The 24,368-nt window shown below is 67.7% G+C and carries 21 protein-coding genes; 13 read left to right on the forward strand and 8 right to left on the reverse strand.

Translation table 11 applies throughout. The features are described 5' to 3' along the window. Positions 1-17: 17 nt before the first annotated feature. Positions 18-4,064, reverse strand: coding sequence for a carboxypeptidase regulatory-like domain-containing protein (locus tag ABZU72_RS16400; protein WP_355019901.1), 4,047 nt, complete (start codon positions 4,062-4,064; stop codon positions 18-20). Positions 4,065-4,394: 330 nt separating this feature from the next. On the opposite strand from ABZU72_RS16400, the gene ABZU72_RS16405 reads away from it, so the two are divergent. From ABZU72_RS16405 to ABZU72_RS16415, 3 genes are all read left to right on the forward strand, one after another. Next, positions 4,395-6,233, forward strand: coding sequence for a hypothetical protein (locus ABZU72_RS16405; RefSeq protein ID WP_355019902.1), 1,839 nt, complete (start codon positions 4,395-4,397; stop codon positions 6,231-6,233). A 108-nt stretch (positions 6,234-6,341) separates the two neighbouring features. Further along, the gene (locus ABZU72_RS16410; RefSeq protein WP_355019903.1) at positions 6,342-7,103 is read left to right on the forward strand and encodes a DUF2975 domain-containing protein; all 762 of its coding nucleotides are present in this window, start codon (positions 6,342-6,344) and stop codon (positions 7,101-7,103) included. Further along, positions 7,103-7,339, forward strand: a complete 237-nt coding sequence (locus ABZU72_RS16415; protein ID WP_350663721.1) for a helix-turn-helix transcriptional regulator — start codon at positions 7,103-7,105, stop codon at positions 7,337-7,339. The genes ABZU72_RS16410 and ABZU72_RS16415 overlap by 1 nt, the downstream gene beginning before the upstream one ends. A gap of 6 nt (positions 7,340-7,345) precedes the next feature. On the opposite strand, the gene ABZU72_RS16420 is transcribed toward ABZU72_RS16415, so the two are convergent. Beyond that, complete coding sequence (locus ABZU72_RS16420) at positions 7,346-7,885, reverse strand: TOPRIM nucleotidyl transferase/hydrolase domain-containing protein (protein ID WP_355019904.1); 540 nt, start codon at positions 7,883-7,885, stop codon at positions 7,346-7,348. A 74-nt stretch (positions 7,886-7,959) separates the two neighbouring features. Between ABZU72_RS16420 and ABZU72_RS16425 the strand changes: the two genes are divergently transcribed. Next, on the forward strand, positions 7,960-8,709 hold the full coding sequence (locus tag ABZU72_RS16425; RefSeq protein WP_355019905.1) for a helix-turn-helix transcriptional regulator: 750 nt from the start codon (positions 7,960-7,962) through the stop codon (positions 8,707-8,709). Next, positions 8,706-9,488 (forward strand): hypothetical protein, encoded by a 783-nt coding sequence (locus ABZU72_RS16430; protein WP_355019906.1) that lies wholly within the window; start codon positions 8,706-8,708, stop codon positions 9,486-9,488. The genes ABZU72_RS16425 and ABZU72_RS16430 overlap by 4 nt, the downstream gene beginning before the upstream one ends. A gap of 3 nt (positions 9,489-9,491) precedes the next feature. Here ABZU72_RS16430 and ABZU72_RS16435 read toward each other — a convergent pair whose 3' ends face one another. From ABZU72_RS16435 to ABZU72_RS16445, 3 genes are all read right to left on the reverse strand, one after another. After that, positions 9,492-10,103: a nucleoside/nucleotide kinase family protein gene (locus ABZU72_RS16435; protein ID WP_355019907.1), complete on the reverse strand. Its 612-nt coding sequence runs from the start codon at positions 10,101-10,103 to the stop codon at positions 9,492-9,494. Between the two features lie 163 nt (positions 10,104-10,266). Beyond that, a complete protein-coding gene (locus tag ABZU72_RS16440; RefSeq protein WP_355019908.1) occupies positions 10,267-11,802 on the reverse strand; it encodes an alpha-N-arabinofuranosidase in 1,536 nt (511 codons plus the stop codon). Between the two features lie 253 nt (positions 11,803-12,055). Beyond that, positions 12,056-13,078, reverse strand: a complete 1,023-nt coding sequence (locus tag ABZU72_RS16445) for a LacI family DNA-binding transcriptional regulator (RefSeq protein ID WP_355019909.1) — start codon at positions 13,076-13,078, stop codon at positions 12,056-12,058. Positions 13,079-13,215: 137 nt separating this feature from the next. On the opposite strand from ABZU72_RS16445, the gene ABZU72_RS16450 reads away from it, so the two are divergent. Then, on the forward strand, positions 13,216-13,467 hold the full coding sequence (locus ABZU72_RS16450; RefSeq protein ID WP_355019910.1) for a helix-turn-helix transcriptional regulator: 252 nt from the start codon (positions 13,216-13,218) through the stop codon (positions 13,465-13,467). Further along, positions 13,467-14,492: a YDG/SRA domain-containing protein gene (locus tag ABZU72_RS16455; protein WP_355019911.1), complete on the forward strand. Its 1,026-nt coding sequence runs from the start codon at positions 13,467-13,469 to the stop codon at positions 14,490-14,492. The genes ABZU72_RS16450 and ABZU72_RS16455 overlap by 1 nt, the downstream gene beginning before the upstream one ends. Before the next feature lie 113 nt (positions 14,493-14,605). Here the strand turns inward: ABZU72_RS16455 and ABZU72_RS16460 are convergent, their stop codons facing one another. Further along, positions 14,606-15,277, reverse strand: coding sequence for a helix-turn-helix domain-containing protein (locus tag ABZU72_RS16460; protein ID WP_355019912.1), 672 nt, complete (start codon positions 15,275-15,277; stop codon positions 14,606-14,608). 360 nt (positions 15,278-15,637) lie between these two features. Between ABZU72_RS16460 and ABZU72_RS16465 the strand changes: the two genes are divergently transcribed. The 4 genes from ABZU72_RS16465 to ABZU72_RS16480 all read left to right on the forward strand — a co-directional run bounded on the left by ABZU72_RS16465 (position 15,638) and on the right by ABZU72_RS16480 (position 20,346). Continuing rightward, positions 15,638-16,516: a DUF5919 domain-containing protein gene (locus ABZU72_RS16465; protein ID WP_355019913.1), complete on the forward strand. Its 879-nt coding sequence runs from the start codon at positions 15,638-15,640 to the stop codon at positions 16,514-16,516. Then, complete coding sequence (locus tag ABZU72_RS16470; protein ID WP_355019914.1) at positions 16,516-17,304, forward strand: inositol monophosphatase family protein; 789 nt, start codon at positions 16,516-16,518, stop codon at positions 17,302-17,304. Before ABZU72_RS16465 ends, ABZU72_RS16470 begins: the two co-directional genes overlap by 1 nt. Before the next feature lie 95 nt (positions 17,305-17,399). After that, positions 17,400-19,892 (forward strand): DNA/RNA non-specific endonuclease, encoded by a 2,493-nt coding sequence (locus tag ABZU72_RS16475; protein ID WP_355019915.1) that lies wholly within the window; start codon positions 17,400-17,402, stop codon positions 19,890-19,892. Next, positions 19,876-20,346: an agglutinin cell wall attachment protein gene (locus tag ABZU72_RS16480; protein ID WP_355019916.1), complete on the forward strand. Its 471-nt coding sequence runs from the start codon at positions 19,876-19,878 to the stop codon at positions 20,344-20,346. The genes ABZU72_RS16475 and ABZU72_RS16480 overlap by 17 nt, the downstream gene beginning before the upstream one ends. Before the next feature lie 7 nt (positions 20,347-20,353). Here the strand turns inward: ABZU72_RS16480 and ABZU72_RS16485 are convergent, their stop codons facing one another. Further along, positions 20,354-20,839: a hypothetical protein gene (locus ABZU72_RS16485; RefSeq protein ID WP_355019917.1), complete on the reverse strand. Its 486-nt coding sequence runs from the start codon at positions 20,837-20,839 to the stop codon at positions 20,354-20,356. Positions 20,840-20,894: 55 nt separating this feature from the next. Further along, positions 20,895-21,815: an AraC family transcriptional regulator gene (locus ABZU72_RS16490; protein WP_355019918.1), complete on the reverse strand. Its 921-nt coding sequence runs from the start codon at positions 21,813-21,815 to the stop codon at positions 20,895-20,897. A gap of 53 nt (positions 21,816-21,868) precedes the next feature. Between ABZU72_RS16490 and ABZU72_RS16495 the strand changes: the two genes are divergently transcribed. After that, positions 21,869-22,564, forward strand: coding sequence for a class I SAM-dependent methyltransferase (locus tag ABZU72_RS16495; RefSeq protein WP_355019919.1), 696 nt, complete (start codon positions 21,869-21,871; stop codon positions 22,562-22,564). A 47-nt stretch (positions 22,565-22,611) separates the two neighbouring features. Further along, on the forward strand, positions 22,612-24,366 hold the full coding sequence (locus ABZU72_RS16500) for a DUF429 domain-containing protein (protein ID WP_355019920.1): 1,755 nt from the start codon (positions 22,612-22,614) through the stop codon (positions 24,364-24,366). The last annotated feature ends 2 nt before the right edge of the window (positions 24,367-24,368 follow it).

Here is a 24,368-nt window from a genome sequence, read left to right on the forward strand (position 1 = left end):
GGGGCCTCGCTGCGAAGCTAGTCGAGCGGCTTCAGGTCGAAGTCGTAGACAGTCGTCTGACCAGCCACGATCTGCGCCTTCTTGGTCGCCGGGACGAACCCGTCGGCCGCGACGACCACCTGGAGCGGCGCGTTGGACTTCTGCATCCAGTACCCGTAGGTGCCGTCCGCATCAGTCCGAAGCGTCACGTCGTACGACACGCCGTCGAGGGCCACCACAGCACCCTCGAGCGCCTCACCCGAGCCCGTCACCGTGCCCGTGATCTTGCCCCAGCCCGCGGGCGCCTTCACGATCATGGTCGCCGGGACCGGCGCCACGGTGTAGGGCGTGTTGTTCCCGATGACCACGTCGGCCGTGTAGGTGCCCGGCTGGTCGACCGTGGCGGCGAACGTGGCGACCGCGGTGACCGACTTGCCCGGCGCCAGGGTGAACGACGGCGGCTGGACGTCCAGCCACGCGATGCCACCGCCGCCACCGGCCTCACCGGTCACATCGAGGATGATGTTGGAGTCGGGGAACCCGAGCTCCGCGGCGTCGGTCGGCTCCGGCGTACCGCAGGCGTCGGAGGCCAGGTAGGTCGGCGACGTCTCGGCGGCGGGGTTGCCGCCGAAGTAGACCGCACCACCGGCGACGGAGACGACCAGGATGTCGTCCGGAGCGATCTCCGCCGACGCCGCGATCGGCACCGTGTAGGTCGCCCCGAAGTCGCCGGTCACCGTCGTCGTACCCGAACCGATCGGGGTCAGGTTGGCGAAGGTGAACGCCGCGCCCTCCGGCAACGTGTAGAGCGTCGCCGTCACCGGCGTGCTCCCGTTCGCCGACTCCTGGACCGCGAAGCTCACGCTGGTGGGCGTGAAGCCGCCGGAGATCCCGAAGTCACCGGGTGAGTAGGTGCGCAGGATCGTCGTGGTCCCCGAGGGGCACGCGACCGAGCTGGCCTGCACGACCTCGTGCGAGCTCGAGTGGGACAGGGTCGTCTCACCCGCGGGAGTCGGCGCGAGGGCGGTCACCGACGGCTGACCCGAGGTGCCGAGCTTGCTGCCCGACTTCGACGAGGTCAGGCCCGACGCCTTCGAGCCGGCGCCCGGCTTGGTCTCGACCGCGGTGGCCTTCTTGGTGACGCTCTTGGTGACACCGGCCGAGGCGGTCTTGTCGCCCAGGATGACGACCTCCTCGCCGCTGGCACCCAGATCGACCTCGGCGGGCGCGGACCCGGTGTTGGTGATCTTCAGGTTGCGGGAGACCGAGCCACCCATCGCGAGGCTGGCGTTCAGCGCCGTCTGGGTGACGGCGAGCCGGCCTGCCTTGAGCTGGGCGTTGGATGTGAGCGTGGTGTCCTCTGCGACGGTGAGGTTGCGGCTGATCGGGTCGTAGTCGGGCGCGGTGAAGCTCACGCCGTACTTCCCGGTCACCAGGTCGACGCTGTAGGAGCCGTCGGCGCCGGTCTCGACCGTCTTGACGGACCCGCCGGCGGTCGGGGTCAGGGTGACCTCGGCGCCGTCGATGCCTGCCTTGGTGTTGTAGTCCTTGACGACACCGGAGACCGTGCCCATCGGGGCCAGGTCGAAGGTGATCGACTTGTTGTCGCTCAGCGAGGCGGTGTTGAGCGAGAACTGGGTGCCGATCGTGCCGGTGGCGTTCTCGATGCCGATCGTGGCCGAGCTGCCGAGGGCTCGATCCGAGCTGGGCAGGTCCCCGTAGCCAAGCTCGACCCGGCCGTCCTCGAAGAGGGTGACCGAGAAGTCGAGCAGCTGGTCGGCGCCGTTCAGCGGGAAGACGTCGCGCCACTCGATGACGAACGCGTCCACACCGTCGACCGTGGTCGCTGCGGTGAACACGTCAGCCGCACCTCGGGCGTCGAGGTCGTCCCAGAACGGGTAGATCGCCGCGTTCGGCACGGCCGTGGACGGGATCGCCCCGTTGCCGTAGGCGGTGCTGGACGCGAGGAAGTTCACGTGACCGTTGGACGCGACGTACGCCTTGGCGTAGCTGCCTCCGTAGAGCGGGAAGCTGAACGGCAGGTCCACCGAGGCGGCCGCGTCGTCACCGTCCAGCCCGAGCGCGGTGGTGCCGGAGCGTACGCCGCTCGAGCCCTCCGAGCAGAAGTAGCCGTAGTCGTCGTAGGAGAAGACCACCTTGACGTTGTGCGTCTTGGCGCCCGTCACCTCGATCTCGGAGCTCGTGGCCTCGGCACAGCCGGACCCCTCGGTGAAGATCGTGTACGTCCCCTCCGGGACGCCCGCGATCGAGTAGGTCCCGTCGGCGCCCGAGGTCGCGGACAGGTTGCCCGGCGAGAGCTGGACCTCGGCCCCGGCGATCGGGGCGTTGGTGCTGGCGTTGGTGATCGTTCCGCTGACCGTGTGCTTCGGAGCCTCGGCGAGGTCGAAGTCGACGGTCGTGGTGGCGTCCTGGGTGACCGTCGCGGACCCCGTCTCGGTGACGAAGCCGAAGGCGGAGGTGGTCAGGTCGTAGTCGCCGACGAAGACACCGGCCGAGAAGTTGCCCTCGGCGTCGGTCGTGAGGGTGCGGTCGAGAGCGTCACCGTCGAGCTCGACGGTCGCGCCCTCGATCGGCTCGCCGCCGCTGGTGACGGTGCCGGCGACCGTGCCGCCCTCGGCCGGAGCCAGGGCGATCAGGCGCGCCAGGTCGAGGTAGCCCTCGCCGTACACGTTGTTGTTCTCGGCGGTGCCACCGCAGGTGGTGTCGTCGACGTCGGTCGCCGCCTCGTTGAGCAGGCGGCGGGTCTCCTCGACGTTGCCGATCAGGGTCGGGTTGTAGCTCCACAGCGCCGCGACGGCTCCCGCGAGGTGCGGGGCGGCCATCGAGGTGCCGTTGTAGCTGCCGTACGAACCACCCGGGAGGGAGGAGCGTACGTTCACGCCCGGTGCCGCGATGTTGGGCTTGACCAGGCCGTTCTGGCCCGAACCACGGCCCGAGAAGGAAGCGACCGCGCCGGCGGAGTCGACCGCGCCCACCGAGTAGGTGAGCACGTTCGCGCCCGGGGAGGACGTCCCCTGGCACATCGAGCCCGGGTTGCCGGAGGCCCACGAGGAGAACTGGCCGGCTGCGTTCCAAGCGGCGTTCACATCGTCGAAGAAGGAGTCGATGTAGCCGACGCCGTTCCAGCCCCAGGAGTTGTTGATGACGTGCGGGCGCTTGGCGACGTCCGGGTTCTCACCGGCGGCGTCGGTCGGCTCCAGCAGCCACCAGCCCGACTCGAGGAGTCCGGCGTCGCTGCCGCAGCAGCCGTTGGTCTCGATCCACTCGGCGTCGGGGGCGACACCGATCTGGTTGCCGGCGCCGTCGTCGCCGATCATGGTGCCCATGGTGTGGGTGCCGTGGCCGTCGAGGTCGCAGGGACCGCTGGAGCAGTCGCCGTAGGCGTCGTACCAGTTGTAGTCGTGGGTGAAGGTGCCGTCACCGTTGTTGCCGCGGTACTGGTTCACCAGGGCCGGGTGGGTGTAGTCGGTGCCGGAGTCGACGCTGGAGACCACGATGCCGGCGCCGGTCGCGCCCTGCTCCCACGCCTCGGGGGCGTTGATGAAGTCGATGCCCCACTCGATGCCCTGCGGCGCCTTGGTGGCCGTCTCCTCCTTGACCGGCTCCACGAGCGAGAGCTTGGCCCGCTCGTGGACGGTCTTGATCTCCGGGTCGGCGGCCAGCTTCAGCGCCAGGTCCTCGGAGCCGTCCTTCACCAGGATCGCGTTCGAGATCGCGTACGTCTTGTAGCTGACCTTGGCGGAGTCGAGCTCGGCGACCGCGCCGGCCTGAGATGCCTTCGCCGTCTTCTCGAGCGCGTCGACGACGTACTGGCCACGCTCGGTCCAGTCGTCGATGGAGGAGGCCGGGCCGAGGTTGGCCTTGTCGGAGAACCGGAGCCAGAAGTCGGTCGAGTCCGACTTCTCGAACTTCGACTCGAGGGTGGACGTGAGCTTGGCCGCGGGGGCCTTGTCGTCGGCTGCGGGGGTGCCGGCGAATGCGGGGGTGGCGGCAAGCATCGCAGCCGTTGCGGCGAGTATGCCTGTGGCTGCTACGGCCGATCGGCCGAGGCGTGAATATCTCAAGGTGGGTCTCCTTGCGGAAACCGTCGGCAAAACCCGCGAACAGAGATCGTGCACATTTCCCGGGTAATGCGGACGGATCGATTATTGCCACGGGAAAGCGTTCTCTCGATTTGTTACAGCCGCAGTCATTCGGAGCGCTGGAGCGCGGCAGATACCTGCCAATGTCGTAAAAGCGTCACAGCTCTAGACAAGTTGGCGAGGCAAATATGACACGGCTGCGTCATTGACACCCGCCCCCGGTATCGGCGTCAGCCGAATCCTCCGTCAAAGGCCGGGTCGTTGACGTAGGTCCGCTTTCCGTTCGCTGTACGTTTTTGTAAAAGGAGGGGCATGTCTGCGATCAAACGCGTGACGAACACGTCCGAGGCCGAGGCGCTGGCGGCGTTGCTCAACGGCGACTCCCGCACGAAGCCGACCGTGGTGGTGACGGTTGCCTCAGGACACACCGAGCCTTACGCCGACGTCGAGCGGATCGCGGCCGAGATCGGCGACCTCGCCGACCTCTACCTGGTCACGACCGGCGGACACACCTGGGCCTTCTCCAACAAGATGACGCCGGGCACTCAGGTCTACGGCGGCGCCGGACGGGTCTACCCGGTCGGCCTGGCGTGGAACATCGACCTGCTGCAGGCCCCGCTGCGGTTCGCGTGGAGCAAGTCCGAGGGCCGCAAGCTCACCGGGCAGCTCATCGACGACGCCCTCGACATGGCCGCGGCGGCCGGCCTCTTCGACAGCGCCCGCACCGCCTCCACCCGCGAGCGGCGCGCCGGCACGGTGCTCTCGATCATGAGCGAGCGCGCGCTGGTAGACCTCGTTGGTGGCGATATGGCCTCGATCCCGCCCCAGCTCGCCCAGGCCGGGGTCCCGATCGAGCGCGTCCTCGCCCCCGGGATGCACGTCGACGGCGTCCTGGAGAAGAAGTCGCGCTGGCTCGACATCCGGGAGAGCCGCCCCACCGCCGAAGAGGCACTGAAGACGTACGCCGCCGGGGACGTCGTCCCCGCCGAGGTCCGCTCCGTGCTGGCCGGCTCGGCCGACCTGCGGCTGCACCCAGACGTCACCGTCGAGCTCTTCCGCTCGGATGTGACCGGCGACCCCGACGACGACCTCTCGGCCCTCCTCACCCCCGGCGAGGTCGTGCTCGCGCGGGTCGTCGCCACCGGGCCCAAGTGGCGGCTCTCGCTGCGCGAGGTCCGCGAGCACGACACGGCCCGCGAGGCTCTCGCCCTGTACGCCGGCGGCCCGCCCTGGCTCGACCCGGATGCTCCGCCGCCTGCGGTCGTCGAGCATGTCGATCCCGAGCCTGCACCGCCGGAGACCGCTCCGGTGGTCGACGCGGTCGAGCCGGTCGAGCCTCCCGCCGAGTCCGTGGTCGAGGCTCCGGCCAAGCCGGCGATCCCGAGTCCTGCGATGATGCCGCGGCGCAAGGGCGAGCCGGTCCGCGCGATGAAGCCGGCGCCCGCGCCGTCACCCGAGCCCGCGCCGATGCCGGAGAAGGAGCACCCGCCGGCGAAGAAGGCTGCGGTGCAGTCGATGTCGCTGCAGGTCACTGCGATCAAGGCAGAGAAGGCCCATCTCGAGGCCGAGCTGACCGAGCTCCGCGACCAAGTCTCCGGGCTGCGCAACGAGCGCGTGCAGTTCGCCAAGGACCTCGCGCGCGCGGCCCGTCAGGTCGAGACCCGCGACGCCGAGCTGGCCCGGATGCGCTCCCAGCTGCGCCGCGCCAAGCAGCGCACCGCACCGCCCGACGTCGCCCTACCCGTCTTCGCCGACCGCGAGCGCGGCTTCCGTCATCTGGTCGAGGCCTCCTGGGCCCGCCGAATCCCGGTCGGCGAGCAGCCGACCCGGCCGCTGCCGACGTACGCGATCGGCGAACGGTTCCTCGACAGCGTCGACGCACTCGAGGGCATCGCCGTCGACAAGATCGCCGACGTGGTCATGGAGGTGCTCACCGGCCTCGCGGAGCAGTCGACGGGCCGCGAGCTGCACCAGCTGCGTACCTCTGCCGGCGGCAACTCCGCGCCACAGTCCCGCCCCGACGGCGCCGTCTGCTACCGGGTCTCGATGCAGATCCACACGCCCAGCGCCCGGCGGCTGCACTTCTGGAAGTGCCCCGACGGCACGATCGAACTCTCCCGCGTCGTCGTCCACGACGACATGGAGCCCTAAGGTCGGGCTGAGGGTCCGCCCACGCGAGATCGGCAGTTCTCGGGACGCTGGTCGTCGGTCGACCTATATTGTTTCTCGATAAAATTCTATCGAACAACGAGGAGCCCCATGCGCCGCAACCGTACGTTCGCCATCGCCGCCTGGATCGCCTTCTCGGCCGCGGTGTGCACGACCCTGGCGGCGCTGCTGCTGACCGCAGTCGCCATCTCCGGGCTGTCCGGGCGCACCGCGCTGTCCAACCAGATCAACCTCATCCCCGGGACCGATCTGGTGGAGCTGACCTACCAGCCGTCATGGGAGGTCGGCGCGTATACCGACATCTGCCCGCGCATCGATCTCGGCGTCGATCCCACCAACCTGGAGTGCGAGTACGTCCACTTCCGCCACTTTGAGGAGCGCCTGGATGGACATGTTGTGACTCCGGACGAGGTCCGGGCCGTGGGGGTCCTGTTCGAGGGACAGATGTACTTCGAGGCCGAACCGGGCTGGAACCCGCTGATCGCGTCGCTGTATGCGATGGCGGTCCTCAGCCTGCTCATCGTCGCCTTCCTTCTCACCCAGCTGTGGCTGCTGCTGCGCGCGGCCTCGCAGGGCGATCCGTTCACCGACCGGGTCGTGCGACGGCTCCGGATCATCGGGGCGACCCTGATCGCCTGGGAGTTCGTGGAGCCGTTCCTGTGGCTGTTCCTCAGCCCGAAGGCGTGGGACTACAACATCGACACGTACGGCGACGTCAACGGCCTCGAACTAGGCTCCATGGAGCCCGGCATGGAGCTCACCCCGATCGCCTTCGGGATCCTGCTGCTGCTCCTGGCCGAGGTCTTCAGACGTGGCGTACGCCTGGAACACGAACAGAGGCTGACGGTGTAATGGCGATCGACGTCCGACTCGATCATGTCCTGCTCGACCGGAGGATGACCCTCACCGAACTGAGTGACCGGGTCGGGATCACCCTTGCCAACCTCTCCATCCTCAAGACCGGCAAGGCGCGAGCGATCCGCCTCTCCACACTCGACGCCATCTGCCGCGAGCTCGACTGCCAACCCGGCGATCTGCTGATCCATGTCCCGGACGAGTCCAGACTCCCCCGTTCCTCACCACGGTGACCGGCGTCAGCCCCAGCACCAGGTCAGGAGGCCGATGAGCGGGTCCGGGATCGACTCGAGCTCGACGGCCTCGCCGAGGATGGCGCCGTAGCGGATCTTGCGTCCCGACGCGGTGCCGAAGAAGCGGTGCAGCTGGTCGGCGACCTCCTCACCGCGGTGCTCGGGCTGGTTCTGCAGCGTACGGAACTTGCCGCCCTCGCCGTTGGCCTCGAGGATCTCGACGATCCGCGCAGCCCCGATCGCGCGGATCATCTCGTCCTCGAGGTCGCGCCGGCACGCGAAGAACCCCTGCCCGGAGAGGTCCTCGCCGAGCTGCCGGCCGAGAGCGTTGGTGACGAAGTGCTCCTCGGCCTCGTCGTAGAGTCCGCCGACCCGATGTCCCGCCGCTGTCGTCTCCCGGATGAACCGCCCCGCGTTCCCGGCGCCGCCCATGGAGACGACCTCGATCCCGAGCTCGACGAGCTCCACCCCGTAGCGCGGAGCCAGCGCCTCCACCAGAGCCTTGTCGGACTCCCCCTCGACAAGCAGCGTGATCGGTCGCGTCATGGCGCACACCTTAGAAGAAGGTACGCCGCCGCGCCTGTTCCATATATGCAACAAGTCGACCTAGGGTTGCATATATGGAACAGGACGTCGGAAGCCTGGTCGCCGAGTGCATCGAGCGATCGGGGCTCAACGCGCGCCAGGTGGCCGCACGAGCCGGTGTGGCCGCGTCGACCGTCCACCGGATCCTCAACAACCAGGTCAGTCCGTCGGTCGCGACGCTCCACAACATCACCGCCGCCAGCGGCCTCGAGCTGACGCTGAGCACCTCGACGCTGGCCTCCTCAGCAGCCGCCGCGGCGGCACGAGCGATCCTCGACGAGCACTACCCGACCGAGGTGGACGCCGAGATCGAGGAGTGGGCGGGCCGGCTCGACACCTGGGCCGACGGCGACGCGGTTCAGATCATCGAGGAGGCGGCGCGAGCCTCCGGCGTACTCCACCGCGCCGACGCGATCCGGCTCAGCGGGGAAGCCACCGTCGGCCGGCTCGCCTCCGCCGGCGACGCCTCGGGGCAGCGTTGGGCGGTCTCCGGCGCGGCCGGCCTGGACCTCCCCTCCTTCGACGAGGCGATCCCCCGGATCTCGGTCCTGTGGTGCGAAGATCCGAGCGCGATCCGGCCCCTCCTCACCGGCGGCACCCTCCGCCCGGCGTCCGCCCCGCACCGGTCCACCGTGGTCATCGCCGCCGCCGAACCAGACCTGTTCCTCGGCACGTTCGAGCGCGATCGGGTCGTCTACGCGGCCCCGATCCAGATCGCCATCGACGCCATCTCGGTCGGCGGCGACGCCGCGGCCCGCGCCCGCGAGGAGATCCGGACATGGTGACCAAGCAGCCCCGCTGGGCACCCGACCCCGAGACGTACGCCGCCCGCAAGCTGACCACGAACGACACCTACCGGGAGGTCGCGGACCGCGATGCCCAGCTGCGCGACACCGGCGTCTGGTGGACCGAGGTCGACACCGCCCGCATCCTGCCGAGCGACACCGACCGCGCCTGGCGTCGGTTCCGCGCGAGCCTGCCCGAGCTGATCTGGAACGCTGCGAGGCTCGAGGGCAACAGCTTCACCCTTCCCGAGATTCGCTCGCTCCTCGACGGCGACACCGTCGGAGGCCACCGGACCGCGGAGGAGCTGCAGGTGCTGGCGCTGAGCGAGGCGTACGAGACGCTCCGCGATCTGATCGGCTACGGCAGGTTCCATATCGACAAATCGACGTCCGATCGCCTCAACCGCATCGTCGCCCGCCACGAGACGCTCGACGCCGGAAGGTTCCGCGGCGAAGGCACGCTGCGCCGCAATGGCAGCGAGCTGCTCCGAGCCCGCTTCGCCACGTTGCAGGAGCGCCTTGCCGAGACCGGCGACCCACGGCTCCAGGCACTGATCTACCTCTGCTCCGCCACCCGGACCGGGTTCTACGCCGGCGGCAACCTCCGCACCGCTCTGCTGATGGCGAACGGCATCCTGATCTCGAACGGCTTCGACGCCCTCACCGTCCCGTACGTCCGGCGCCTCGAGCTCGACCACGCCCTCGACACCCTCGTCACCACCGACGACGCCACCGAGCTGATGGCCTTCGTCACCGACTGCGCCGCCTCCGAGGTCTGACGGCTACAGCACCAGATCCGCCCGATCCCGGGTCGCCCGCACCAGTGCGGCGTTGCGCAGATCGCTGGCGGCGATCTTCGCCTCCGCCTCCTCCCGCGACCTCCCGCCGACGAGGAACCGCTCCAGCAACCTGGGCACGAGGACGGCGTCCGGGACATCGACGAACCAGGCCTCATCCAGCAGCCCGCGTACGTCCTTCCACGGCCCCTCATCCAGCAGCAGGTAGTTGCCTTCGGTGATCACGATCGGCTCGTCCTCGATCACGACCCCGGCGGGCACAGGCTCGTCGGTGATCCGACTGAACGTCGGCCACTCGACCCGTCCCTCACGCACCCGCCGCAACGCGGCCACATACCCCGCAGCGTCGAAAGTGTCGGGCTCGCCCTTCCGCCCACGCGCCTCCATCGCGTCCAGCTCCGCGTTGCTCCGGTGGAACCCGTCCATCGGCGCCACCACCGCGACGCGCCCGGACTCGTTGAGTACGTCTCGAAGCCGTTCCGCCAACGTCGACTTCCCCGCCCCCGGCGGCCCGACGACGCCAAGGACGAACCGGGCGCCCGCCTTCTCCTTGAGCTGCTCCGCCAGCCGAACGAGTCCGTTTCCACTGAGGGTCAAGGCAAACCTCCACGACGCGCGCCGGGTAGCCCGGCAATCGGGCCTTTTACTAGACGATGACACTTTGTGAACGGTTCACAGAGTGTCATCGTCTAGTAAAAGCATGGCGGAACGCCGCTCACGCCGTGTGATCCCGGCCAGGCATCGAGTTACGCCCGGGCCGTCACGACACCGCCACCTCGAGCTCGACGACCGACCAAGACAACGGCGGAAGGTTCAGCCGCACGGCGCCGTCCTGGACACCGACGTCGCGAAGCGGCACGAGGCCCACTCGGTCGGGCGCCGACTCCACGTTGGACGTGTGCCGGTCGCCGCCCTCGGGGATGGTGAGGACCTCGGCGCTCGCGATGCGCGCCACCCCGAGCCCGCGCAGGTCGACGGTGACATCGGAGGCCTCGTCGAGGCCCCGGTTGGCGACGAAGAGCGCGACCCGGCCGTCCGCCTCGGACCACGTCGCGGCGGCGTCGATGACGTCGACGTCGCCGAACTTCTCGGTCGGGATCTGGTCGGCCGAGACGGCGAGCCGCAGGATCTGCCCGCGAGCCAAGGAAGCCATCCGGGCGAACGGCCAGAAGATCGTCTGCCGCCAGGCCGGTCCGCCCTCCTCCGAGCGGATCGGGGCGATCACGTTCACCAGCTGCGCCTGGTTGGCGATGCGTACGCGGTCACCGTGGCGCAGCAGGCTGTTGAGCAGGGTGCCGACGACGACGGCGTCGGTGACCGAGTACTCGTCCTCGATCAGCCGCGGGTGCTCGCGCCACTCCTTCTTCACCTGATCCGGCTGGTCCTCGGAGTCGAGGCCCTCCATGTACCAGACGTTCCATTCGTCGAAGGAGATGTCGACCTGCTTGGTGTGCTTGCCGGCCGCCTTGACGGCGTCGATCGTCGCCACCACGCCGTCGATGAACGCGTCCATCCCGACCGCCTCGGCCAGGAACGACGCGGCATCGCCCGACCTCTCCTGGTAGTACTCGTGCATCGAGATGTAGTCGATCTCGTCGTACGCGTGGGTCAGCACGGTGTGCTCCCAGCTGCCGAACGTCTCCATGTAGCGGTTCGAGGAGCCGACCGCGACCAGCTCGATCGAGTCGTCGACGAGCTTCATCGCCTTGGCCGTCTCCTGCGCCAGCCGGCCGTACTCGTGTGCCGTCTTGTGGCCGATCTGCCAGGGCCCGTCGAGCTCGTTGCCGAGACACCACAGCTTGATGTCGAAGGGCTCCTCGGCTCCGTTCTTCCGCCGCAGATCCGACCAGTACGTCCCACTGGGATGGTTCGCGTACTCCACCAGCGCCCGCGCCTCCTCGACCCCACGCGTACCGAGGTTGATCGCCTCCATCACCTCAACATCGGCTTCCCGGGCCCAGCTCATGAACTCGTGCAGCCCGAACTCGTTGGTCTCGATCGTGTGCCAGGCGCCGTCGATGCGGCGGGGCCGGTCCGCGACCGGTCCGATGCCGTCCTCCCAGCGATAGCCGGAGACGAAGTTTCCCCCGGGGTAGCGCACCACCGTCGGGCCCAGCTCCCGGACGAGCTCGAGCACGTCCTTGCGGTAGCCACGCTCGTCGGCGGTCGGATGGCCGGGTTCGTAGATGCCGGTGTAGACGCACCTCCCCATGTGCTCGACGAACGACCCGAAGAGACGTCGGGGTACGTCGGCGATCGTGAAGTCACGGTCGATGGTGATACGTGCGCGGGTCATGGCCCGAAACTATTACATCGTTGTAATGACGCTGGCAAGAGTCTCCGCCTCCCCTATTCGGTGGATCCCTTCCGTCCCCGACCGGCCACGCCTCGATCACGAGTGCAATGGGAAGCATGAAGTCCCGAAGGTCACGCTCCCGATGAGTACGACGCTGCTCATCGCCGCGGGTATGGGCTACCTGCTGGGCATCCTCGTCGGCGTCTGGATCGCACACGGCCGCTGGACCGCGCACTAGACCGCCGCGGCCGGGCTACCGCGTCGTGCTCCCACGGACGACCAGCTCGTGCGGGATCGCCACTGCGCGAGGACGGCTCGTCCGGTCCCCGATCCGGGTCAGCAGCAGGTCGACAGCCGCCTCGGCGAAGGCGTGCCGGTCCAGGGCGATGGTGGTCAGCGACGGGTTCATGAACCGGGCGTGCTCGACGTCGTCGAATCCGGTCATCAGTACGTCGCCGGGCACCGAGATCCCGCGCTCCTGGAGCACGTGCATCGCGCCGAGGGCGATCGAGTCGGTGAACGCGACGATCGCGTCGAAGCCGGTATCTCGGGCCAGCAGCTCGGCCGCCGCCTCGGCACCACCCGCCATCGACCACTCCTCGACGTACACCTCCAGGCGCAGGTCAGGCTCGATCCCGTGCTCCCGTAGCGCCCGGTGATAGCCCTCCAGCCGCTGGATGCTGGTCGCCGACGTACCGGTCGCGCCCGTCTTCCCGCCCAGCGCCGCCACCCGTCGCGCTCCGCGCTCGAGCAGGTGCGTTGTCACCTCATACCCGGCTTGCCGGCTATCGATCAGCACCCGGTCGACCTTGTGCTGCTCGACCTCACCGATCAGCACCACCGGCGGCAGCTGATCGTCGTGGACGACGATGCTGTCCTGGAGCCGGATCGGATTGAGGATCAGCCCGTCGATCTGGTGCTCGCGAGCCCGCGAGACCAGGTCGTACTCCCGCTTCGGCTCGGCCCCGGTCTCCTCGATCTGGACCGCCATCCCGCGCTCGTGCGCCACCTGCACCACCCGGTGCACCAGGTCCGCCGAGAACGCGGTCGCCAGATCCGGCAGCGCGAGCGCGATCACCCCCGTCCGGCCGTTGCGCAGGCTCCGGGCACTCAGGTTCGGTACGAACCCCAGCTCCTCGACCGCCGCCAGCACCTTCTCCTGCGTGTCGGGACGTACGAACACCGTCCCGTTCATCACGTTCGACACCGTCTTCGGCGACACCCCCGCCAACGCCGCGACATCCTTCACCGTCGCCCGCCGCGGCCCCCTGGTCATGGGATCAGAGTATGCGAGCACACCCTCTGCACCCTGCGGGACGCGGAGCTTCGGCCAGACGAGAGCGCCCAGCAGCCAGCCTTGGACAGAACTTTTATGTTCTCGTCTGGCGAATGCATGTTGACCAGTGTTGACGCGTGTCGAAAACCAAGGCCGGAACCCACCGGCCTCTCCCCACAACCACAGCACAGACTCTCGCTTCACGCCTGCGTTATCTCCGCGAACAAGCAGGACTCACTCAAGAGCAGGTGGCCGGCTCCGCCGACGTTTCCGTCCAAATGGTTCGACGCCTCGAAGCTGGCACCGCCAATCCCACTCTCGGAACGCTCCACGCTGTTACAACCGCGCTCGACATCGCGTGGACCGATCTCTTCATCGAGATCAAGTAATGGCCGAGTACTTCTTCGGGGAAATTTCAGGGCAGCCCGTCGGCACCTCGTACGCCCGCCGTCGCACCCTGGCCGATGCCGGTGTCCACCAAGTCCTTCAGCAAGGCATCGCAGGAAACCGCCATGTCGGGTGCGCCTCCATCGTGATCTCAGGGGGCTATGAGACTGATGAAGACTACGGACACGAGATCTTCTACACCGGCGCAGGCGGACAGGATCGCGAAACTAAGGCCCAAGTCGAGGACCAATCCCTCGACAAGAATGACAACGCCGCCCTCGTACGCTCGCAGGAGACTGGTCTCCCCGTCCGTGTGGTTCGAGGCAAGGCATCGGACAGTGTATACGCGCCCGACGTTGACTATCGATACGACGGCCTTTACAAGGTGGTCCACCACTATGAGAACTACCCCGACGACGGTTTTCGTCGCTGGATGTTCCACCTGGTCCAACTCGCCCCCGCCGAAGCCGCTCCTTACACACCCGCGGAGAACCTTTCCGCAAACAGTCGTGCGTTTGACGAACTTGGCCTCGGCTCGGAACCCCGCCGCCCTGCCACCACGCCCCCGACGGAGCCATCCCGAGTCGACCCGTTCTACGACAAGCCGGTCGAACTCATCCTCCCACCAGGCAAGACTGATCCCGGCACGAAGACCGTCATCAGCCAACGAGTTATCCGAGACACGAAGGTCACTGCCATGGTGAAAGCCATGTACGCAAACATCTGTCAGGTCTGCGGGGTCCGGATCGAAGTTAGAGCCGGCGGGTACTCAGAAGGTGCGCACATCCGACCCCTCGGCAGGCCGCACCACGGTCCAGACACCATGAACAACATCCTCTGCCTCTGTCCGAACCACCATGCGGCCTTCGATAAGGGCGGGCTCTACTTGGACGACAGCCTGACCGCTTACACCGCGGACGGATCGGTCCTTGGCACGTTATCGCTACACGATGACCACGACATTGACCTGAACAACGTTCGCTACCACCGCAATCACCACAGACAAGGCATCAACGAACAAACGTGATCCCGCCAGCCGGTACCTGCCCTGGTGATCCCATTGGGCCCAGTCTCTCTCGGATTCTGCTTGCGGCCGCCGACCCACCACCACCGTGACGGGCCAGCGGCCAGTTCCTGGGATCAGGCCTCCAAAGACCCGATCAGGCTCGCCGACCGCACAGCCGCCTCATCGATACACGCCTGGTCAGCCAAACAGACCCGGAGACATGACGCGGCGACAATCGCCTCGATAGCCGGCGTGATCGGGTGCCCGCAAGAGCGCATGCCGATGACGACCTCGACTAACTGGAGCAGCAGCATGCCGAGGAGGTCGCGGTCGGGAGTCATCGCTGCTGAACGATCGGCGGTGATCTGTGTTCCCAGACGCGCGTACGCATCTCGGAGCTCGCCGCGTGCGGAACCGAACGGTTCGAAGACATCCTTGCGCTGCACCTCCGGAAGGCGGCTCAGCACCCCTGCGTTGCGCGGCGCGGCGGCGAGCGTACGCACGTCCAGCACGACCAGCACGTGCAGCAGCACGTCCGGCCCGGCGCCGGTCTCAGCAGCCAGAGCCTCGATCCTCTTTATCTTGTCGACCGTGGGCCGGATCGATCGCTGGAGAAGCTCGCCCAAGATCTCTTCCTTGTTGGCGAAGTGGAAGTAGAGCGACGCTTGCCGGATTCCCACCGCCTCCGCGATGTCCCTGGTCGAGGTCGCGGCGAATCCCCGGTCCACGAACAGGCCCGCTGCGATGTCGAGGATCTCCTCTCGTGGCTCGATCCGCGGTAGCCCGCCCGCGACCTGAGGCAGCACGCGAGGACGTCCCACCCGGCGAGCGACCATCGCTCCGCGCTGGATGCCTGCCACATCGGCGCCCCTCATCGCTGGGCGCCGTCCGGCCCCAGGGTGCGGAGGCCATCGAGAACCGCCCGCAGCAGATCGGGTGAGGCAGCCATGTCAGCGGACGATCTGGCTCTGGCCAGGAAGAGGCGCCCAGCGGACGCTTCGGCAGCACTGCCAGCGGATGCGCGACCTGGATCGCTGCCGGCCTCATGCCGCCGCACCGAGAACATCGTGGCAATTGGTCATGTCTTCACGCTAAGTGCGGGTTTGTCTCGTGCTAGTCTCACTTCGTCTCATATTGGTCCGGTTTTGGTCTCATGGAGTCTCATCATGCCAACGAAAGCGGCTCACTCCGCGCAGGTTGATCAGCCGACTACGGTGCTCAAGGCGTTGCTGGAGCGGACTCATAGTGCGCAATACGCGGTCTTCGTGCGCGACTACAACCGCCACGCTCGGACCGCCTCTCCGGAGATGAAGGCGCCCAGCCGAGCGACGTTCTACCGCTGGCTCAACGGTGACCTCGGCACCCGTCCCCACCCCGGCCACCGCAGGGTGCTGGCCAGCATGTTCCCCGGTTGGGAGGTCGCGGAGCTCACCCAGATCTGGGAGCCAGGGATGCCGTTGGTGCGCGAGCGCAGCGACCGGCCGACACCGGCGACCGTGGGGGATCTGGCTGGGGTTACCCATGTCTTCCAGAACCGACCGGCGTTCCTTCGTGAGTTCTCCACGAGCCGGCTCTTCGACGCCGCCACAGAGGTCGACGGGTTGGGGCTCTCCCACAACCTGCTGTGTCAGCAATACCCCGACAGCGACCTTGCGGACCTGCTCAGTCGTGCCCGTGTACGCCTGCTGTTCTTGGATCCTGACGGTGAGGCGATCCGGGCCCGTAACACCGAGGAGGGCCATGCCGAGGGGCACCTGTCGGAATGGACCCGGGCGAACCTTCAGGTCATCGCCAAGCACCGAGCCGGACTATCGCCCGAGGCGGCCGATCGTGTCCAGGTCCGGCTCTATGACGAGACCATCCGCTTCCAGGTGTTGCTCATCGACGGCAACCTGGGGATCGTGCAGCCCTACCTGCCCCGTGGTCGCGGACTCGACAGCCCGACGTTCGTGATGCAGTCCCTCGCCGGGGCACCGTCGCTCTACTCCACCTACCGCCAGATCTTCGACGAAGCCTGGACCCGAGGAAACGAGATATCCGCCTGATGTCGGACCTGGCGAAGTACCTCACCGCCGCCCACAACGCCGTAGACGTAGCCGACGCGATCCTGCAGGCGAGCCGGGACCAGTCCGTCGCGTTCAAGGGCGACCGGGATCCGGTCACAGAGACCGACCTGGCCATCGAACGAGCCATGCGCGACAGTCTCCGCCGAGCGACGCCCGAGGCGGGGTTCCTGGGTGAAGAGACCGGCGGAAGCACCGACGGACTCGCTTGGGTCCTCGACCCGATCGACGGCACCGCCAACTTCACTCACGGCGTGCCTCTGACCGCGGTCAGCCTCGCCCTCCTCGACCACGGCGAGCCGATCATCGGCCTGATCGCAGTTCACGCCGAGGGCGTCAGGTATGCCGCGATACGTGGACAAGGCGCGACCCGAGACGGAGACCCCATCAGTGCCAGCGCCTGCACGCAACTGCCATCGGCCATGGTCGCGATGGGTGACTACGCGACCGGCTCCGATGCCGACTCCCGCAACCGGACCCGCCTCCGAATCACCACCGTCCTTGCTGCCCGCGCTCAACGCGTACGCATGCTAGGAAGCGCCGCCATCGACCTCGCTTGGGTCGCGGCAGGCAAACTCGACGCGTCGGTGATGCTCTCCAACAAACCCTGGGACACCGCCGCCGGCGTACTCCTCGCCCGCGAGGCCGGTGCACGAGTTACCGACCTCGCCGGCCGCGAGCACGACCTGACCTCGACCGCCACTATCGCGGCCGCACCAGGAGTCGGCGATCAGCTACTCGACGCGTTGGACCAAGACGGCCTCGCCTGACCGCGGTATGCGTTCCGCCGGGCATCGGACTTCCTGAGCCGATGCCGCGCACACGTCGCGTGCGCAAGCGAGATTCTTTGCTTGATTCGGTTTAGATGTCGGTGCTCGCGGGTAGAACACTTCACGTGAAGGCTGCTCGGGCGGCATCGAGGGATCTGGCAGGCAGGCGGGCGTTTGGCCGTCTGCTGGCCTTGGCAACCCTCCTGCTCGCGTTCCTCACCGCACTCCCGGCCGCAGCGATCGACGTACCGTTCGACCCGTTGCCGATCCCGGGCGAGGACGCGTGCAACAACCTCGATGCACCGATTCCGGCTTCACCTCATGGGTTCGGGTCGTTCGTCGTCGAGCTCGATATCGATCGGGCGGGGCGGTCGGCGGATCCGTTCGCCGCCGAGCACCCGGCGTCGATCGAATCGGTCTACGGAACTTCACCGCAATGGTTCACCTACGACAACGGCTGTACCGGGCAGTTCGTCGCCGATGCCGGGACAGCGCTCGGCAACATCCTGCTCGAGCTCTCCGGCCTACCGCCGAACTGGTCCCACGCTCTGCTCCACTCGGTGCTCTCCCCTAGCTCGTGGCTCATCGCGCTCGAAGAACCCGTCGTGGAGGCCACGACGGCGACCGCACAGGGAGTGTGGTCGCCATGGCTGCCGATCGTCCTGCTTCTCGTCGTCGTGATCATCATCTTGCGGGCTCGAACCGGTCGATTCGCAGGCTCAGCCACCGCAGCGGCCTGGGCTCTTCTCGTGCTCGGCCTCTCATCCTGGTTGATGAACTACCCCTTGGAGGCAGTCCACCTCGTCGATGACGGAGTGCGTGGAGCGACCGAGCTGATCGCCACGTCGTTCAACGACGAAAAAGCTCTCCCGGAAGACGCCAAAGACCTCGGCGACGAGTCGGCGGTCGTCGCGGTGGACATTCAGTTCGACCACATCGTACGAACCACGCAGTACCGCACCTGGGCCACTGGAGTCTTCGGCAATCCCGATTCCGCGACTGCCAAGGAGTACGGGCCGAAGGTCTTCGCCGCTACGCACTTCTCCTGGGAGGAGTACGAGACCTACCGTGACGATCCGGAGGGCGCCGGAGCGAAGATCGTCGAGAAGAAGGCCGATGACTTCAAGACGTACGCCGAGCAGATCAAGGAGAACGATGCGCTCGCGTACGACCACTTCAAAGGCGGCCACTGGTCGCAGCGAGTCACTACATCGCTCGTGAACCTCGCGATGATCCTGGTGACCTGCGGGTTCTTGCTTCTCGCCGCTCTCGCCACGCTGCTCGCGTACGCCCTCGTTCGGCTCATTGTCCCCTTTTCCCCGGCGCTGGGTGTGCTGTTCATGATCGACCGCACCCGCGACGCGGCGGTCGCGATGCTCAAGCGTGTCGCCGGGCCTCTGGTGATGGGCCCGGTCTGTTTCCTCGTGGGACTTCTGCTGCTGCGATTCTTCGCTGCCATCCTTGCAACCGACGCCATCTGGTTCGTCCTCAAACTCGGCCTCATCGGCGTCCTGACCTACGTCGCCTGGAAGCTGGTGCGGCCGCAGGCCTACACCGTGGGACCCGTCCTGAATCGCGCCTTCGCACCTCTCAGAGCGGCGTTGGCTGCTCGGGCGGGTGCTGCGCATGGCACAGCAACGAGCCCTGCCAACATCACCGAGACGGCATCCGCCTCCGCAGGTGGGCAGTCGGCCAGCTTCGCTCTCCCGTACGTGCCACCGCCTGGGGCGACTTGGACCGATCCTGATGCGGCGACCTTCGTGCCGTACGTTCCAGCGCCGAAGGCACTGGAGGCGGCGCCGTCAGCTGCGAAAGAGCCGGTAGCGCGTTCATCGGCTACCCCGGCCGCGAGCCCGAGTGATCCGCAATACGGCTGGCCGATCGGGCCGCACCCACTTGTCAGGGCCAGCGAGCTCTACCCAGCGCCGCCCGTGAAGCGCGCGACCATGATCACGCCTCTGGGACCTCGGACCCGATTCCCACCGGACGGTCTCAAACTGGAACCGAACACGGCGTATCAGGTGGCTGGCCGCGGGACCTACTACACGGACGACGAGGGAATGATTGCCCACGTCGAGACAACATTCGGAACGAAGGGAAACCTGAACTGGGACCTGAACTACCCAGCAGCCAACGTGACTTACGTTGTCAGCGACAGATTCCGCTACGACACCGACAACGACACCAGGACCGTGAGGGCGAGCGACGTACAAGCGACGCGCGGCGATGCCCCGCGGTCAAGGTCGATCCAATCGTCGGTCGGAAGGGCCGCCGGCGATGGCTACGACGGCGGCCATCTCCACCAGAACGCGCACGCAGGAGGAGCGGAGCGGATCAACATTGTCGCCATGCTCCAGGAACTGAACCGATCCGGCTCGCAGGAGTACGGCTCCATCCCGAACAGCTTCTACCGACTTGAGACCGAACTGCGTGCCATGGTCGACACCGGGCGTAACGTCGAGATTGATTTGTACATCGACTACCCCGAGGACAGCGATAGCCGATCGCCGACGGCCATCACCGCCGAGTACCGGGTCGACGGCGGAGACCCCATACGAGAGGAATTCGAGAATGTCCGAGACGACTGATCCCGAGGTCCCGGCATTGGTCCGCCAGGGCGAGCTGATCGAAGAGATCTCCGCGATTCTGTCGGAGAGCGTCACGGGCGACTGGACGAAGCTCGTCCTCAATCGTCGCGCGTTGTCGATGTTCGCAGAGGAAACCATGCAGGTCACCCGCCCTGACGGCTCCACGACCGGAACTCTGGGCCCTCGACAGGCATCCAGGCTTTTCAAGGAGCTGCGCCAGGTGATGTATCGACCAGGTGCAGGCACCTGGCTGTCGTTGGAGTGGACCGTGACCAACCAGGACGGACAGCGACGGGCGGATGTCGATTTCAACTACGACGACGAGCCAGCATGGCGGCGCGACATCGATCCAGGTCTATATGGGCTTGACCTCGACAAGTTCCCGCGACGTGACGACGCCATCCCTCATTGGCTAAAGGCGAAGCTGGCCGAGGCTCGTGCGCGGGCCACGTGATGCTGGTTCAGATTGAGCCGGACGTGGGGCGTCTGCTGTATGGCCGCGTCATGTCCGCGCGTGCCGTTCTCATCACCCGGTCGATCTCCTCGAGCGCCTGAAGACGGCGCCCGTTGAGGTCGTCCATCTCCGTCGGCTGAACCCCGAGCTGTCTGATGGATTCCCGCACCTGCTCCAGCTTGGCCAGTAGGTCCTCGTCGCCGCTGATGATCGCAAGCTGACCGATAACGGCGCGAAGATTGGACTCCATGCCATACATCGCGATCCGGCGTGGCTCTCGCTCGGCCTCGGAACGTCTCCTGATGCGCGCGTCGCACCTGTCAAAGCAGACACGCAAGTACTCGTAGAGGCCCTCGGCACATTCCCCGTACAAGCGAAGCTTCGCTTCCAGGACTCGTATGTCCCAGTCCTTTCGACGAGCGATCTCCCCTGAGAGCCACGTTGCAGCCAAGGTTGCGGTCAGGCCCATCCCTGCAACGATGAGGGTGATCATCTCAGTGACCCTAGTGGAACCCGAGGTGATCCTGCATGAGATGGCACGAACAGATCTAAGCCTCTCGACGCCAGCGGTCGGGGGTGGTGCCGTAGCGGGACTTGAAGCGGCGTACTAGATAGCCCGGGTCGGTGAGGCCGGTGCGGGTGGAGATGACCGAGAGCGGAAGGTCGGTTTCGCGGAGGAGGCGGCGGGCTTCGGTGAGGCGGCGCTCGGTGAGCCAGTCGAGGAGGGTGCGGCCGGTGCGTCGGCGGATGACGGTGGTGAGGTGGCCGGGGGTGTAGCCCAGGGTGCGGGCCAGGTCGCCGGCGGAGACCTTGGTGGCGTACGTCCTCTCGATCTCGTCGAAGACCCGGCTGACCAGCGGGTCCGGGGCGATGGGAGCACTCGGAGCGAGGCGGGCGGAGGCGACCAGGAGGTTCGTGAGGATCGCGGTGACGGCGTCGTGGGAGCCGAGGCGTTCGGGATGGCGTAGCTCGTCGTCGAGCTCGGTGAGCCAGGCCCGCCACCGCGGGCGCTCGGCCTCGGGGACCATGCCGCGGCGGCCGTCGGCGGCGAAGAGGGCGAGCAGCGGGTGGTGGGCCCAGGTGAGCGGGGAGATGGAGGCGAGAGACGGGATGGCGTCGGGGGTGAACGCCACCGACCAGGCTCGCGCATGGGTGAGCTCGGCGAGCGACTCGGCGGCCACGACCTCACCGGGAGCGACCGCGTGGACCTCGCCGTCACGCAGCGCCACCTGCTTGCCGTCGAGGCCGACGGCGCCGCCGCCGCGCTCGACATAGGCCAGCACCCAGAAGTCGTGGGCGTGTCGGTTGTCGGGAGGCAGGTGCTCGGTGTCGCAGTCGGGATCGAGGGGTACGACCCTGACGGCGGGTCTGCCCGGGCGCTGGTCCCAGGCGTAGACCGGGGTGCCGTCGGCGCGCACGGTACGGACGGCTCGGGCGAGTACCGAGGTCGAATCCGAAGAACGTCCCATGTCGACCGACTTCCCTCCCACTGTAGATCCGCAAGATGTCCCATCGTGGAGCTATGACCACCATACAGATCATCGACGGCCGCGCCGAGGGCGAACGGGACCGCCCGTTCCTCCCCGGCATGGGCCGCACCTGGCTCCTTCCCCTCTACGACCTCTTCACCCGGCTCGCCCGCGTGCGCGCGCTCCACGAAAGGACGGTCGAGCTCGCCGGCATCGCGCCTGGGCAAACGGTGCTCGACGTCGGTTGCGGCACCGGCAACCTCTCCTTCTCGGTGCTTCGCGCCGTCCCGGGAGCCGTCGTCACCGGACACGACCCCGACGACGCCGCGCTGCGGATCGCCGCTCGGAAGGCGGGTCGGCGGGGCGTACGTCTCTCGCTGGTGCAGGGGTACGCCGACCGGTTGCTGCCCGAGGACGGCAGCGTCGACCACGTCGTCTCCTCGCTCGCGCTGCACCACGTCGACGACGCCGGGCGCGAGGGGTTCGGACGCGAGGCCCACCGGATCCTCCGGCCCGGCGGGCGGGTCACCATCGTCGACTTCGGCGCCCCCGACCACGGTCACGGCGGGCACGGAAAGGGACACGGCCACGAGGGCCACCGGCACCGCGGGATGAACGCCCATACCGAGCGCAACCTCGACGACGGGATCGTCACCCTGCTGACCGACGCCGGGTTCACCGATGCCCGCGAGATCGACCACATCGCCCACCGGTTCGGGCCGATCACGATCGTGCAGGCGACTCGCTGACGGCCCGGGGGTTAGACCCGCGCCTCCTGGGCGGGCAGTCTGGCCCCATGTACTTCCTCGGAGTCGACCTCGCCTGGGGCGTGCGCAGGCCCACCGGCCTGGCTGTCCTGGACGAGGAGGGCCGCCTCGTGCACGTCTCTGCCGTCAAGACCGACGACGAGATCGTCGCCGTCCTCGAGCCCTACGTCGACGACTGTCTCGTCGCGATCGATGCGCCCCTGATCGTCACCAACCCCACCGGGAACCGTCCGGCCGAGGCCGCGCTCAACAAGGACTTCGCTCGCTTCGACGCCGGCGCACACCCCTCCAACACCAGCAAGCCGGAGTTCAGCGAGCAGCCTCGAGGCGCCCGGATCGCAGCTCGGCTCGGGCTCGACATGAACCCCCGGTCCGGCCGGCGGCGCCGGGCGATCGAGGTCTACCCGCACCCCGCGACGGTGGCCCTCTTCCGCCTGGGACGGACGCTGAAGTACAAGAACAAGTCAGGGCGTGACATCGACCAGCTCCGCGCCGAGCTGATCATGTTGTTCGGCCTGCTCGAGGGTCTCGCGAGCGCCGACCCGCCGCTGCTGCTCGACAACCCGTCGTGGCACTCCCTGCGAACGGCCGCCGAGAATGCCGTACGCAAGAGCGAGCTGCGCGTGGTCGAGGACCAGGTCGACGCGGTGCTGGCCGCCTACATCGGCCTGTTCGCGACTCGCGCACCGGACCGCACCACCACGTACGGCGACTTCGCCACCGGCTACATCGTCACGCCGACGCTGCCCGACGACCTCCGCCCGACACCCCGCGGGCGGGCCGGGGCGAGGGTCCACGACACCGCGACCGCGGTCCGTGAGTACGCCGCGATGCAGCCGACGCTGCAAGAAGCGGCCGACCAGTACGTACAGCTGGTGACTTCGATCCTCGACGACGCGGGCATCAACTACCTCACCGTGACCTCGCGCGCGAAGTCGGTCGCCTCGTTCGCGGCCAAGGCCGCTCGAACCGTCGACGGGCGGCAGGTCTTCACCGACCCGCTCCGCCAGATCACCGACCAGATCGGGCTGCGCGTGATCACCTACGTCCACAGCGACGTCCAGGCCGTCGCCGACCTCCTCGACGACCAGGTGGTGGTCCACGACGACCGCGACATGGGCGAGGAGACCGCCAGCGAGGGCCGGTTCGGGTACGCCAGCCGCCACCTGCTCGTCAGTCTCGACCCAGCGCGCGAGGGACAGGCAGCGTACGAGCTGTTGCGAGGGCGCCAGGCGCAGATCCAGATCCGCACCGTGCTGCAGCACGCCTGGGCCGAGTTCGAGCACGACATCCGCTACAAGGGCACCATCCCCAGCGAGCACGTACCCGACTTCGACCGGCGGTTCACGCTCGCTGCCGGCCTGCTCGAGCTTGCCGACCGTGAGTTCTCCACGATCAGGGACCGGCTCCGGGAGGGCGCGACCGCCGCCAGCACGGAGGCTCCCGACGACGACCCGCGGATCAGCCCCCGGGAGCTGGCCGCGTTCCTGGCCGGGCAGTACGCCGAAGCCGGCTGGTCGCGGACCGACCACTACGGGTGGATCTCCGGCGTCATCCTCGAGCTCGGCATCACCTCGCTGACCGAGCTCGGCGACGCGTTGCGCTCGGTCGACGAGGAGACCCTCATGGCGCGGATGGACTACCGCTATCCGCCGGGCGCGGTGCGGCGGCTCGACGACGCCCTGCTCTGGGTCTACGGCGACGCCTATGTCGGGCTGCGCGCCAATGCGCACCGGGCGCCCGGCCTGCGAGCGAGGCTCGCCAAGATGCGCGACTCCGACTGAAA

Origin of the sequence: Nocardioides sp. NPDC004968, assembly GCF_040608935.1 — a bacterium.
Classification (GTDB): domain Bacteria; phylum Actinomycetota; class Actinomycetes; order Propionibacteriales; family Nocardioidaceae; genus Nocardioides.

Coding starts and splice junctions, on each gene's coding strand:
- ABZU72_RS16405 (WP_355019902.1), top strand. CDS start 4,395: ATGTCTGCGATCAAACGCGTGACGAACACGTCCGAGGCCGAGGCGCTG.
- ABZU72_RS16410 (WP_355019903.1), top strand. CDS start 6,342: ATGCGCCGCAACCGTACGTTCGCCATCGCCGCCTGGATCGCCTTCTCG.
- ABZU72_RS16415 (WP_350663721.1), top strand. CDS start 7,103: ATGGCGATCGACGTCCGACTCGATCATGTCCTGCTCGACCGGAGGATG.
- ABZU72_RS16420 (WP_355019904.1), bottom strand. CDS start 7,885: ATGACGCGACCGATCACGCTGCTTGTCGAGGGGGAGTCCGACAAGGCT.
- ABZU72_RS16425 (WP_355019905.1), top strand. CDS start 7,960: ATGGAACAGGACGTCGGAAGCCTGGTCGCCGAGTGCATCGAGCGATCG.
- ABZU72_RS16440 (WP_355019908.1), bottom strand. CDS start 11,802: ATGACCCGCGCACGTATCACCATCGACCGTGACTTCACGATCGCCGAC.
- ABZU72_RS16445 (WP_355019909.1), bottom strand. CDS start 13,078: ATGACCAGGGGGCCGCGGCGGGCGACGGTGAAGGATGTCGCGGCGTTG.
- ABZU72_RS16455 (WP_355019911.1), top strand. CDS start 13,467: ATGGCCGAGTACTTCTTCGGGGAAATTTCAGGGCAGCCCGTCGGCACC.
- ABZU72_RS16465 (WP_355019913.1), top strand. CDS start 15,638: ATGCCAACGAAAGCGGCTCACTCCGCGCAGGTTGATCAGCCGACTACG.
- ABZU72_RS16470 (WP_355019914.1), top strand. CDS start 16,516: ATGTCGGACCTGGCGAAGTACCTCACCGCCGCCCACAACGCCGTAGAC.
- ABZU72_RS16475 (WP_355019915.1), top strand. CDS start 17,400: ATGTCGGTGCTCGCGGGTAGAACACTTCACGTGAAGGCTGCTCGGGCG.
- ABZU72_RS16480 (WP_355019916.1), top strand. CDS start 19,876: ATGTCCGAGACGACTGATCCCGAGGTCCCGGCATTGGTCCGCCAGGGC.
- ABZU72_RS16485 (WP_355019917.1), bottom strand. CDS start 20,839: ATGATCACCCTCATCGTTGCAGGGATGGGCCTGACCGCAACCTTGGCT.
- ABZU72_RS16490 (WP_355019918.1), bottom strand. CDS start 21,815: ATGGGACGTTCTTCGGATTCGACCTCGGTACTCGCCCGAGCCGTCCGT.
- ABZU72_RS16495 (WP_355019919.1), top strand. CDS start 21,869: ATGACCACCATACAGATCATCGACGGCCGCGCCGAGGGCGAACGGGAC.
- ABZU72_RS16500 (WP_355019920.1), top strand. CDS start 22,612: ATGTACTTCCTCGGAGTCGACCTCGCCTGGGGCGTGCGCAGGCCCACC.